Source organism: Anaeromyxobacter terrae, from assembly GCF_022690685.1.
GTDB classification, from domain to species: Bacteria; Myxococcota; Myxococcia; order Myxococcales; family Anaeromyxobacteraceae; genus Anaeromyxobacter; species Anaeromyxobacter terrae.
In genome coordinates this window covers 85079-97181 of sequence record NZ_JALCYY010000007.1, presented here as the reverse complement: position 1 = coordinate 97181, position 12103 = coordinate 85079, and the positions used below count along the sequence as shown (strand labels likewise).

At 71.5% G+C, this 12103-nt stretch carries 12 protein-coding genes; 8 read left to right on the top strand and 4 right to left on the bottom strand.

The window, feature by feature from the left end; all coding sequences use genetic code 11:
* Window positions 1-73 precede the first annotated feature (73 nt).
* On the top strand, window positions 74-1534 hold the full coding sequence (locus MNY62_RS04930; protein WP_242342994.1) for a DegQ family serine endoprotease: 1461 nt from the start codon (window positions 74-76) through the stop codon (window positions 1532-1534).
* Between the two features lie 99 nt (window positions 1535-1633).
* Complete coding sequence (locus MNY62_RS04925; RefSeq protein ID WP_242342993.1) at window positions 1634-1933, top strand: hypothetical protein; 300 nt, start codon at window positions 1634-1636, stop codon at window positions 1931-1933.
* A gap of 11 nt (window positions 1934-1944) precedes the next feature.
* Here MNY62_RS04925 and MNY62_RS04920 read toward each other — a convergent pair whose 3' ends face one another.
* The 4 genes from MNY62_RS04920 to MNY62_RS04905 form a co-directional block, all read right to left on the bottom strand.
* The gene (locus MNY62_RS04920; RefSeq protein ID WP_242342992.1) at window positions 1945-2868 is read right to left on the bottom strand and encodes a lysophospholipid acyltransferase family protein; all 924 of its coding nucleotides are present in this window, start codon (window positions 2866-2868) and stop codon (window positions 1945-1947) included.
* 7 nt (window positions 2869-2875) lie between these two features.
* Window positions 2876-3130: a TIGR04563 family protein gene (locus MNY62_RS04915; protein WP_242342991.1), complete on the bottom strand. Its 255-nt coding sequence runs from the start codon at window positions 3128-3130 to the stop codon at window positions 2876-2878.
* A gap of 170 nt (window positions 3131-3300) precedes the next feature.
* Window positions 3301-4626: an acetyl ornithine aminotransferase family protein gene (locus MNY62_RS04910; protein ID WP_242342990.1), complete on the bottom strand. Its 1326-nt coding sequence runs from the start codon at window positions 4624-4626 to the stop codon at window positions 3301-3303.
* Window positions 4627-4635: 9 nt separating this feature from the next.
* Complete coding sequence (locus tag MNY62_RS04905; protein WP_242342989.1) at window positions 4636-6042, bottom strand: KamA family radical SAM protein; 1407 nt, start codon at window positions 6040-6042, stop codon at window positions 4636-4638.
* A gap of 111 nt (window positions 6043-6153) precedes the next feature.
* Here MNY62_RS04905 and MNY62_RS04900 point away from each other — a divergent pair, with 111 nt between their 5' ends.
* The 6 genes from MNY62_RS04900 to MNY62_RS04875 all read left to right on the top strand — a co-directional run bounded on the left by MNY62_RS04900 (window position 6154) and on the right by MNY62_RS04875 (window position 12057).
* On the top strand, window positions 6154-7743 hold the full coding sequence (locus MNY62_RS04900; RefSeq protein WP_242342988.1) for an aldehyde dehydrogenase family protein: 1590 nt from the start codon (window positions 6154-6156) through the stop codon (window positions 7741-7743).
* Between the two features lie 86 nt (window positions 7744-7829).
* Entirely contained in the window at window positions 7830-8498 is a 669-nt protein-coding gene (locus tag MNY62_RS04895; protein ID WP_242342987.1) for a GntR family transcriptional regulator, read from the top strand.
* A 51-nt stretch (window positions 8499-8549) separates the two neighbouring features.
* Window positions 8550-9455 (top strand): CoA transferase subunit A, encoded by a 906-nt coding sequence (locus MNY62_RS04890; RefSeq protein ID WP_242342986.1) that lies wholly within the window; start codon window positions 8550-8552, stop codon window positions 9453-9455.
* A complete protein-coding gene (locus MNY62_RS04885) occupies window positions 9445-10212 on the top strand; it encodes a CoA-transferase subunit beta (RefSeq protein WP_242342985.1) in 768 nt (255 codons plus the stop codon). Before MNY62_RS04890 ends, MNY62_RS04885 begins: the two co-directional genes overlap by 11 nt.
* The gene (locus MNY62_RS04880; protein WP_242342984.1) at window positions 10209-11564 is read left to right on the top strand and encodes an aminotransferase family protein; all 1356 of its coding nucleotides are present in this window, start codon (window positions 10209-10211) and stop codon (window positions 11562-11564) included. The genes MNY62_RS04885 and MNY62_RS04880 overlap by 4 nt, the downstream gene beginning before the upstream one ends.
* Window positions 11557-12057 (top strand): Lrp/AsnC family transcriptional regulator, encoded by a 501-nt coding sequence (locus tag MNY62_RS04875; RefSeq protein WP_242342983.1) that lies wholly within the window; start codon window positions 11557-11559, stop codon window positions 12055-12057. Before MNY62_RS04880 ends, MNY62_RS04875 begins: the two co-directional genes overlap by 8 nt.
* The last annotated feature ends 46 nt before the right edge of the window (window positions 12058-12103 follow it).

The window sequence follows — 12103 nt, the reverse complement described above, 5'->3', positions numbered from 1 at the left end:
GCGCCCCTTAAGCCTCGCCCCTTACCGTTCGTGCCGAGCCCTCGAGAGAAGGGCGCGAATGGAAGGAGCAGACATGCCACGCAGACTCATCAAGGGCACCGCCGTGACGGCCGCGCTCGTCGCCGCGCTCGCCGGCGGCTACCTGTACCGGGGCCGAGCGATGGCCTCCGCGGAGGCCGGCGGCGTCGAGAAGCCCGCGCCGGCCGTCCCCGTCGCCGCGCCGGCCGCGGCCGCGGCGCTGCCGGACTTCAGCGCCATCGTGCAGCGGTACGGGCCGGCGGTCGTGAACGTGAGCACGACCGGCACGCTGAAGACCGCCGCGGCGGGCTCGCCCTTCGGGCAGCTGGATCCGAACGATCCCCTCTACCCGTTCTTCAGGCGCTTCCACCCGCCCGAGGGCGGCGACCACCTGCTCACGCGCGGCCTGGGCTCCGGCTTCATCGTGAAGGCCGACGGCGTCATCCTCACCAACGCCCACGTGGTGGCCGGCGCCAGCGAGGTGAAGGTGAAGCTCACCGACAAGCGCGAGTTCCCCGCGAAGGTGATCGGCGTCGACAAGACCACCGACGTCGCGGTGCTGAAGATCGACGCGAAGGACCTCCCCACCGTGAAGGTCGGCGATCCCGCGCCGACCCGCGTCGGCCAGTGGGTCCTGGCCATCGGCTCACCCTTCGGCTTCGAGAACAGCGCGACCGCCGGGATCGTGTCGGGGCAGTCCCGTTCGCTCCCCGGCGAGGGGTACGTCCAGTTCCTCCAGACCGACGTGGCGGTCAACCCCGGCAACTCGGGGGGCCCGCTCTTCGACACCGCGGGCGACGTCATCGGGATCAACTCCCAGATCTACTCGCAGTCGGGCGGCTACATGGGCCTGTCCTTCGCCATCCCGATCGACGTCGCGATGAAGGTCGAGCAGCAGCTCCTCGCCCACGGCAAGGTCACCCGCGGCCGGCTGGGCGTGACGGTCCAGGACGTGGACCAGTCGCTGGGCGAGTCCTTCGGGCTGCCGAAGCCCGGCGGCGCCCTGGTGAGCTCCGTCGAGAACGGGAGCCCGGCGGCGAAGGCGGGCCTGAAGGCCGGCGACGTCATCCTGGCGCTCGACGGGAAGGAGGTCTCCGGCTCGTCCGACCTTCCTCCGCGCATCGCCGATCTCCCGCCCGGAACCCGCGCGAAGCTGGAGGTCTGGCGCGACCGCCGGCGGCGCGAGCTCGAGGTCCAGGTGGGGGAGGCGAAGGACGCCACCGCGGCGGCCACGCCGGAGCACGACTCCCGCGGGCGGCTCGGTCTCGCGGTCCGGCCGCTGACCCCCGAGGAGGCGCAGCAGGTGGGCGTGACGGGCGGGGCGGTGGTGGAAGAGGTCCAGGGTCCCGCCGCCCGCGCGGGCATCCAGCCCGGCGACGTGGTGCTCGCCCTGAACGGCACTCCGGTCACGAGCGTGGAGCAGCTCCGGGGGCTCGCCGCGAAGGCCGACAAGCACGTGGCCCTGCTCGTGGAGCGGGGTGAGGCGCGCATCTTCGTTCCGATCGACCTGGGTTGAGCCGGGAGCACGCCCCGCGCACCGCCCGCCGGGAGCCGGTGAGCGAGGTGCGCGGGGCCCGACGCCGATGACGCGCAGGCCGCGAGGCGGAGGCAGTCCATGAGCGCACTCGGAGAGCAGTGGCTGGATTCAAGACCCCCGAAGCTCGTGATCGTGGTCCAGCCCGGGAGGCGGACGCGCTCCATCCTCGGCTGGCTTCGGCAGCTCGTCCCGGCCGCGCTGCTGGTCGTCGCGGCGGCGAATCTTCCCCCGCCCACGTCGCCTGACGTCATCGTCATCGACGACGACGACGTCGCCTCCGGGCCGCTGTCCCTGGCCGACGCGCTGATGCGCCATCAACGGCACGCCCACGACGGCGTGGATCCCCACGGCGGCGGGGCGAGGGCCGGGGACAGCTAGAGCTGCGCCCCCTACGCGCTGGGCGGCGCCGACTTCCACCGCTGGTGCATCCAGACCCACTCGGCGGGATGACGGCGGATGGCCTCCTCCTGCAGCGCGACGCACGCGCCGGTGAGCCGGACCACCTCCGCCTCGCGATCCGTGGGCTCTCGGTCGTACGGGACCTCCGTCACCTCGAGGCGGTGACCGTCCCCCGGGCGCGCGCCGCGCCGATGGCAGGTCACGACCAGGACGGCCGCCCCGAAGCGCAGCGCGAGGTCGGCCGGCGCGCGAGGGGTCGCGGCGGCGCGTCCGAAGAACGGGACGAAGACGCTCTGCACGTCGCGGATGTCCTGATCGATCAGGATGCCGAGCGTGCCGCCCTGCTTGAAGAGCTTCAGCATGGCGCGGCCCGTCGCCGGGTCGTCCCGCCAGAAGGTCTCGACGCCGTGCTCGGCGCGGGCCCGCGCCGCCAGCGCGTCGATGCTCGCGTGCCAGCTTCGCTTCGCGATGGCGGCGTTCGGCTGCACGTACCGGGAGAGCCGGCAGGTGAGCTCCCAGTTCCCGATGTGCCCGAGCACGAGGATGATCCCCTTGCCCCGCGCCAGCGCGCGCTCCAGCGTCGAGATCGCCTCGGCGGACGCCTCGACGTAGTCGTCCATCCGCGGCGCCCACCTCCGCAGCGTGATCACCTCGCCGCCGAGCCAGCCCAGGTGCACGAGGCTGGCGCGCGCGATGGCGTCGCGCTCCGCGTCGTCCTTCGCCGGGAAGGCCGCGGCGAGGCTCGCCCGCATCTCGCGCCGCATCCGGGGGGAGAGGTGCCAGGCGAGCCGGCCGAGCGCGCCGCCGAGCGCGAGTCCGAGCCCGAGCGGCATGATCGTCAGGGCGCGGACGAACGCGAGGATCACCGCCGCGCGCGCGGCGCGGCGCACGCGCTTCCAGCCGGTGGCTGCCACGCGCGCGCTAGCCCTTCGCCGCGTCGCCGGAGGCAGACTGGGCGGGCGCGCCGGTCGCGAGCTCGCTCACGGCCTCCACGATCGGTGACGGGGCGGGCATGGCGACGCCACTGCTGGGCAGCCGCGAGATCCGCTCCCGCGCGAGCCGCCACGCGTGCTGCACGATCCAGGAGAGCGATCGGTCCTGCCGGATCGCCTCCTCCTGCACCTGCTGGAGCATCTCCTCCGGGAAGTACAGCGACTGCTTGCGCGCGTCGGACATCGCCTCTTGTACGCCGCACGAGCGGGCAGGGGAAGGGTCGCCGGAACGATCGCGCCGTGGCGCGCCGTGCTCGAAAGCGGCGCGGTCGCAGCGGACGTGCCGCGTCTCGGCTGCCGGACGGGAGCGCGGAGCTCGCGCACGGCGAGCCCCGCCGCTCGCCCGCCCGTAGATCAGGACTCCTCCCGCAGGCACTTCTCGAAGATGTCCATGCCCACGTCCACGTCGTACTCGTCGAGCACGAGCGGGGGCGCGAGGCGGAAGGTGCTCCTGCCGCACGCGAGCAGCAGGAGCCCGTTGCGGAACGCGCGCTGCGTGATCCGGTCGATGGCGTCCTCGTGCGGCTCCTTCGTTCGGCGGTCCTTCACGAGCTCGACCCCGATCATCAGTCCTCGCCCGCGCACGTCACCGACGATGGGGCACCGGTCCATGATCTGGCGCGCGCGGGACAGCATCCGCTCTCCCATGGCGCGCACGCGGGGCAGCGTCCGCTCCACGACGTCGAGCGTGGCAAGCGCCGCCGCACAGGAGACCGCGTTCCCACCGAACGTCGACCCATGTGAGCCCGCCTTCCAGCTCATGACCGCGTCCTTCGCGACGAGGGCTCCGATCGGCATGCCAGAGCCCAGGCCCTTGGCCGTGACGAGGATGTCCGGCTCGACGTCCTCCCACTCGCAGGCCCACATCTTGCCGGTCCGGCCCACGCCGCTCTGCACCTCGTCCGCGACGAGCAGTATCCCGTGCCGATCGCAGAGCTGCCTCAGCGCGCGCAGGAAGCCGTCCGGCGGGACCACGTAGCCGCCCTCGCCCTGGAGAGGCTCGACGAAGATGGCCGCGACGTCCTCCGGGGCCACGTGCCGCGTGAAGAGGTCCTCTTCGATCGCGCGGATCGTCGCGCGCACGCACTCCGCAGGATCGCTCGCAGAGCTGCGGTAAGGGTTGCAGTACGGCACATGGTGCACGTCTGGCAGGAAGGGACCGAAGTGCTGGTGCTGCTTCGCCTTGCTCGAGGTGAGGCTCATCGCGCCGTAGCTCCGGCCGTGGAACGCGCCGTGGAAGGCGATGAGCGCCGGCCGCCGCGTGTGGAAGCGCGCCAGCTTGATGGCGCCCTCGATGGCCTCGGTGCCGGAGTTGGTCAGGAACGCGCGCTTGCGGCTCGGGCCGGGCGCGAGCCGCGCCAGCCGCTCGGCGAGCCGGGCGAAGACGTCGTAGTAGAAGTCCGTCCCGCAGATGTGGAAGAACCGCTCCGCCTGCCGGCACACGGCGCCGACGACCTCCGGGTGGTTGTAGCCGGTCGCGGAGACCGCGATCCCCGCCATGAAGTCGATGAACCGGTTGCCGTCGGCGTCCTCGACCATCGCGCCGGAGCCGCCGCTCATCACGAGCGGATACTCCTTGATGTACGACGTGGACGTGAACTGAGCGTCACGCTCGATGATGGCCCTGCCCTTCGGGCCGGGGAGGGGCGTCGCCACGCGCGGGTAGCTTCGGGTCTCCATCGGCGCCTCCTAAGCGTCCAGCGCGCCGTGCGACTCGGCGTGCTCGCCAGCCCTCGCCTGCCGCCGCCACCAGGCCTGCCCTGACTCGGGGAGGGTGTAGATCGGGTCGTAGTAGTCGTACCGACGGCGCATCGCCTCGGGGTCGCCCCGCTCGAGGGGCGTGAGGTAATTCTTGGTCCAGCGGCTGATGCCCTTCTCTCGGTCGTACTCTGCGACCTGGTGGACCCAGCGTTTGCCGACGAACGGGACGTCGCAGACGATACGCGGCGTCGCGAAGCCGGGCAGATAGCCCATGATGTCGTGCTGCAGCTGCTGCGCCTCGAAGAGCGCCACGCGCCAGTGCTCGCTGTTCGGCAGCATGTCGCACATGTAGAAGTAGTACGGAAGGACGTTGGCGTGATCGAGCAGCGCGAAGCAGAGGTCCAGCAGATCCTTCGACGTAGCGTTCACGCCGCGTAGCAGCACGCCCTGGTTCCGCACGTCGCGGAAGCCCATCTCGAGCAGCTTCCGGGTCGCCTTCGCGAGGAGCGGGGTCACCTGCTGGGCGGTGTTGACGTGGGTATGGATGGCGAGATCCACGCCGCGCTCGAACGCCTTCCTCGAGAGCCGCTCCAGGCCCGCGAGGACGTCGTCCTGCAGGTAGTGCTGGGGCAGGCCGGCGAGGGCCTTCGAGGCGAGCCGAATGTCGCGGATGCTCGGGATGTCGAGCAGCGCGCTGACGAAGGGCTCGAGCTGGGTGATGTGCAGGTTCGCGATGTCTCCGCCGGAGACCACGACGTCCCGCACCGTCGGTGTCCTCCGGAGATAGTCGAGCATCGCCCCGAATCGACGCTGCTGCGGCAGCTCGAACCGGAGCTTCGTCACCGCCGGCACGTCGTTCCCCACGAGGTCCATCCGCGTGCAGTGACCGCAATATTGCGGGCACGTCGCGACGAGCTCCGCGAGGACCTTCGTAGGGTAACGGTGGGTGAGCCCCTCCGCGACCCACATGTCGTGCTCGTGCAGGCTGTCGCGCGACGCCCTCGGGTGGTCGGGCCAGTCCGCCCGCCGATCCGCCAGGGCGGGCAGCATGTAGCGCCGCACGGGATCGCTCCACAGCTCCGCGACGTCCATCGTGTTCAGCATGTGCGGCGGGATCAGGATCGACATCGTCGCCCGCCTCGCCTGATCGAGCGCGATGCCCTCGGCGAGATCGTCGGGGAGGAGCGCTCCGAGCGCGCCCTTCAGCTCGCGCACGCTCTTCACCGTGTGCCGGCGCTGCCAGGTGGCGTCTTCCCACTCGGCCCGGCTCACGCCGCGGAAGCCGGGGATGCGGGTCCAGTCCGGCTCGGATCGTTCGCGCGCCGGAGCATAGGCATAGAGGAGGGGCTGCTCGGCCTTCTCCGGCCCCAGGGCCGGGCTCATCGTGCTCCGCATGGCGACCTCGACGGTGGGTGAAACGGCTCGCGAGGAGCCGGGCGTGCTTGCGCTCGGCAGAGATAATATACTATATATTCTTTCGCAAGCCCGCTGACCCCCGAGGCCGCGATGACCACCAGCGCTCCGTCTCAGCATCAGCCGCAGAAGATCACGTACACCTCCGCGAACGTCGATCTCGACGCCTTCCACCGAGCCTTCGACGCTGCGCTCGCCGAGGTGCGCGCACGGATGGGCCAGTCCCATCCGCTCCACGTCGACGGCGAGCCCGTCCGTCCGGACCGCCCGCCGATCGTCGACGTCTCGCCCATCGACACGAGCGTCGTGCTCGGCACGTTCGCAGCGGCGGGCCCGGACGAGGTGGACCGGGCGGTGCGGTCCGCGAAGACGCAGCAGCGGCGCTGGGCCGCGCTGCCGTGGCGGGAGCGCGTGCGGATCCTGCGGCGTGCGGCGGAGCTCATCCGCGAGCGGAAGTTCCTGCTCGCGGCGATCATGGCCATCGAGGTCGGGAAGAACCGCCTCGAGGCGATGGGCGACGCGGAGGAGTCCGCCGACCTCGTCGACTATTACTGTCAGCAGGTGGAGGAGCACGACGGCTTCGTCCGCGACATGGCCCGGTTGACGCCGATCGAGCACAACGTCGAGACGCTTCGCCCCTACGGCGTCTTCGCCTGCATCGCCCCATTCAACTTCCCGCTCGCCCTCTCGACCGGGATGTCCTCGGCGGCGCTGATGACCGGCAATGCCGTCGTCTACAAGCCAGCCGAGGACGCTCCCTGGACCGGCCTCGCGCTGCACGACGTCTACCGCGACGCCGGGGTGCCGCCGGGCGTGTTCCAGTACCTGAGCGGCCGCGGTCGCGAGATGGGCGACGCGCTCTGGCACCACCCGCTCATCGATGGCGTCGTCTTCACCGGCTCGAAGGACGTCGGGATGCGCATCTTCCACGGCCTCTCGGAGCGCTGGGTGAAGCCGTGCCTGCTGGAGCTCGGCGGCAAGAACGCCGTCATCGTCACGGACAGCGCCGACCTCGACGCCGCCGCCGAGGGCGTGATGCGCTCGGCGTTCGGCCTCCAGAACCAGAAGTGCAGCGCGACGAGCCGCGTCTACGTCTACGGCTCCGTCGCCGCGTCGTTCGCCGAGCGGCTCGTCGAGCGGACGCGCGCCATCCGGATGGGCGACGTCACGCAGCGCGACGTCTGGTTCGGCCCGGTCATCAACGAGCGCGCGGTGAAGCGGTGGGAGCGCGCGGTGGAGCAGGGCGCGCGCGAGGGCAGGCTCCTCCTCGGCGGCGAGCGGCTCCGGGGCGGCGTGTTCGATCGAGGCCACTTCGTCGCGCCGACCATCGCGGAGCTGCCGCTCGGGAGCGGGCTCTTCGAGGAGGAGCTGTTCGCACCGTTCCTCTCGGTCGGCGTGGTGAGTGGCTTCGACGAGGCCCTCGCCGAGGCCAACAAGGTGGAGTACGGGCTGACCGCCGGACTCTTCTCCGGCGCGCGAGAGGAGGTCGATCGCTTCTTCGAAGAGGTGGAGGCGGGGGTCTGCTACGTCAACAAGCGCTCCGGTGCCACCACCGGCGCCTGGCCCGGAGCTCAGCCCTTCTGCGGCTGGAAGGGCAGCGGCGCGAGCGGCAAGGGCGGCTGCGGACCCTGGTACGTGCAGCAGTTCGTGCGCGAACAGAGCCGCACGGTGGTGGGCGCATGATCGCGGCAGGCGCGCTCGACGCCGCCGCCCACGACCTGGCGCCCGGGCCTTGGACACCGCGCGCCGCCTGCTCTATGACAGGTGGCGTGCAACTCGATCGGATCCTCGACCGCCTGCCCACCTCGCGTAGGCTCTCCACCCACGAGCTCGTCGCGGAGGTGCTCCGGGAGGCGATCACCAGCGGGCACCTGAAGGCCAACGACCCGCTCCCGCAGCAGGAGATCGCGGCCCAGCTCGAGGTCAGCCACATCCCGGTGCGCGAGGCGCTCCGGCAGCTCCAGTCGGAGGGCCTCGTCACCTACCAGCCGAACCACGGCGCCACGGTGACGGCGCACACCCCCGACGAGATCCGGGAGATCTACGAGATCCGCGCGATCCTAGAGACCGCCGCGGTGCGCCGCGCGGCCCCACGGCTCACGGACGCGGCCCTCGCCCGAGCCGAGGAGCTCCTGAAGCTGACGGAGCGTGCGCGGGACGACGCCACCTGGGGCTCGTACGACCTCGACTTCCACCGCCTCGTCTACGACCTCGACAGCCGCCCGCGGCTGCGGGAGCTCATCGATGGCCTCCTGCGGCGCGTGGATCGCTACTGGCGCGTCCACGGCCTGATGCTGAAGCACCGTCGCGAGTTCGAGGCCGAGCACCGGAAGCTCTTCGCGGCGCTGCGCGCGCGCGACGGCGACCGGGCGGCGAAGCTGCTCGAGCGCCACCTCACCGGCGCCGCCGAGCTCCTGGTCTCGGCGCTGGATCGGTAGCCCACCGCCGCGGCTGGACGCGCCTCCGGCCGCGCCACGCGAGGGTGACGCATGCACTCGAAGGTCGTCACGATGAAGGACGCGATCGCCGCCCACGTCCGGGACGGGGACACCCTCGTCATCGAGGGCTTCACCCACCTCATCTGCTTCGCCGCCGCGCACGAGGTCATTCGACAGCGGCGCCGTGAGTTGACGCTCGCGCGGCTGACGCCGGACGTGATCTACGACCAGATGATCGCCGCGGGCTGCGCCCGGAAGCTGATCTTCTCCTGGGCGGGCAACCCCGGCGCCGGCTCGCTGCACGCGTTCCGCCGCGCGGTCGAGGCGAGGCCGGCCGAGCTCGAGCTCGAGGAGTACAGCCACTTCGGGATGGTGACGCGCCTCTCGGCGGGCGCTGCCCGGCTGCCCTTCGGCGTGATGCGCAACTACATGGGCACGGACCTCCCCGCGGCGAACCCGCTCATCCGGACGGTCAACTGCCCGTTCACCGGCGAGACGCTGGCGGCGGTCCCGGCGCTCAACCCCGACGTCACCATCGTCCACGCCCAGCGCGCCGACCACCACGGCAACGCCCAGGTGTGGGGCCTCATGGGCGTGCAGAAGGAGGCGGCGTTCGCCTCGAAGCGGGTGATCGTGGTGGTGGAGGAGCTCGTCGACGAGAGCGTCATCCGCGCCGATCCCAACCGCACGCTCATCCCCGGCCTGATCGTCGACGCGGTGGTGGTCGAGCCGTGGGGCTGTCACCCGTCGTACGCGCAGGGCCACTACGATCGCGACAACGAGTTCTATGTCGCGTGGGAGGAGATCTCGCGCGACCCGGGCCGGCTCCGCGCCTACCTCGACGAGCACGTGTACGGGGTGACGGACCGGGCCGAGTACATGCGGCGCCAGCCAGCCCTCGCGGAGCGGCTCGGGGCGCGCCCGCGGATCTGCGCCGGGGTGAGCTATGGCTACTGACTACACGCCTTCCGAGATGATGGCCGCGGTCGCCGCCCGGGAGCTCCGTGACGGCGAGGTGACGTTCGTGGGCATCGGCCTGCCGAACCTTGCGTGCAACCTCGCGCGCGCGCTGCACGCTCCCAACCTGGTCCTCATCTACGAGTCCGGCGCCATAGGCGCGGCGCCGGACCGGCTGCCGGTCTCGATCGGCGATCCGTCGCTCGTCACGGGCAGCCTCATGGTCTGCCCGATGGCGGACGTGTTCCAGCTGTTCCTGCAGAACGGCCGCGTCGGGGTGGGCTTCCTCGGCGGGGCGCAGATCGACCGGTGGGGAAACATCAACACGACCGTGGTCGGGAGCTACCGCGAGCCGAAGGTCCGCCTGCCAGGCGCCGGCGGCGCGCCCGAGATCGCCGTCCACGCCCGGCGCGTGCTCGTGATCAGCCGCCTCAGCGCGCGCTCGTTCCCGGCGGAGGTGGACTTCGTCACGAGCCCCGGCCAGCGGAGCCACGGGCGATCGCGCCGGGAGCTCGGGATGCCTGGCGCCGGCCCAGTGAAGGTGGTCACCGACAAGGCCATCCTGGAGTCCGATCCGTCCACCGGCGAGATGGTCCTCACCGCGCTCTACCCCGGCGTCGCCGTCGAGGACGTGGAGCGCGGCGTCGGCTGGCCGCTGCGCGTGGGCGCCGCCCTCGACACCGTGGCGGGACCGACGGGCGAGGAGCTCCGGCTGCTCCGGGAAGTCCTCGATCCGCGGGGGCTGTACCTCTCGTGAGCGCGTTCCGCTATCCCGAGTCGAACGTCTTCTACCGGAAGCTCGGCCGGAGCTATCCGCTCGTGGTGCGTGGCGAGGGGGCGTGGCTCGTCGACTCGGAGGGGCGGCGCTACCTCGACGCATCGGGCGGCGCGTTCGTCGCGAACCTCGGGCACGGCGTCCGGGAGATCGGCGAGGCGATGGCGGAGCAGGCCGCGCAGATCGCCTACGTGAACGGCACTGCCTTCACCACCGAGCCGGTGGAGGCGCTCGCCGCGGAGCTCTCGCGGCTCTTGCCGCCGCCACTCGACAAGCTCTACTTCCTCTGCAGCGGCTCCGAGGCGGTGGAGGCGGCCCTCAAGCTGGCCCGGCAGCACTGGGTCGAGGTCGGCCGGCCGTCGAAGCACAAGATCATCGCGCTCACGCCCGCGTACCACGGCAACACGCTGCTCGCGCTCTCTGCCTCGGCGCGCGAGCACTACAAGACCTGCTACCGCGAGTGGCTCGTCGACGTGCACCGCATCCCGGCTCCGTACGCGTATCGCTGCCGGTGCGGCGGCGTCCCGAGCGAGCCCTGCGCGGTCTGCGATGGCTCGGTGCTCGAGGTGGCGCTCGACGAGCTGGGCGCGGACCAGGTGGCGGCCTTCATCGCAGAGCCCGTCGGCGGGAGCTCGACCGGACACTCGGTCCCTCGCGGCGACTACTTCCGCCGCATCCGGGAGATCTGCGATCGGCGGGAGATCCTCTTCATCGCGGACGAGGTCCTGGTGGGGGCCGGGCGGACGGGTACCTGGTGGGCCATCGAGCAGTTCGGCGTCGCTCCCGACATCATGGTCCTCGGCAAGGGGATCACCGGCGGCTACGCGCCCCTTTCCGCGGTCGCCACCTCGCGTCGGGTGATCGACCCGATCGCGAAGGGCTCGGGTGCGATGCTCCATGCGCAGACCTTCAGCCACCATCCGGTGCTGGCGGCGGCCGGGCTCGCCGCGGTCCGCCACGTCGAGCGGCACGGCCTCGTCGAGCGCTGCCGGCGGATGGGCGCGCTCTTGCACGCGCGCCTCGAGGCGCTCCGCGAGCTGCCGTACGTGGGCGACGTTCGCGGGCGCGGGCTCCTGGCCGGCGTCGAGCTCGTCGCGGACAAGGCCACCCGCGCCCCCTTCCCGCGCAGGCTCAGGTTCGCGGAGACGCTCTCGGACGCCGCGCTGCGCGCCGGGCTCATGACCTGGACGAACGTCGGGCAGGCGAATGGCGTCGACGGCGACGTCTGCTGCCTCGCTCCGCCGTTCGTGATCAGCGATTCCGAAATCGACGACTTGACGGAGCGGTTCACGGTGGCGCTGAATCAGGCGGTCGAGAGGGTGCGCCATGGCTGACGGCACGAAGTCGCGGAAGCTGGATCAGATCGACGCGAAGATCCTCACCATCCTGCAGAGCGACGGCCGCATCACGAACCAGCGGCTCTCCGAGCTGGTGGGCCTCTCGCCCCGGCCTTGCCTCGAGCGGGTGAACCGGCTCGAGCGCGAGAGCTACATCCGGCGCTACATGGCGATCGTCGACTTCAAGGCGGTCTCCGGGCAGACGACCTTCTTCGCGGAGATCACGCTCCGCGACCAGACCCAGGCCGCCCAGGCGGCGTTCGACAAGGTGCTCCGCGCCTGCCCGGAGGTCATCGACTGCTACCTGGTGAGCGGGCAGATCGACTACGTCGCGCGCATCGTCTGCCCCAGCCTCGATCGCTATCGCGAGCTGACGGCCTCCTGGATCGACGATCCGAGGCTCCCGGTTGCCCGCATCTCGACGAGCATCGTGCTGAGCCCCGTCCGCGAGTTCGGCGGGTACCCGGTCACGGCCGCCGACGAGGGGTGAGTCGCCGGCGCGAGCGCGCGGACCCCAGCGCGCGCCGCAGCGGGCA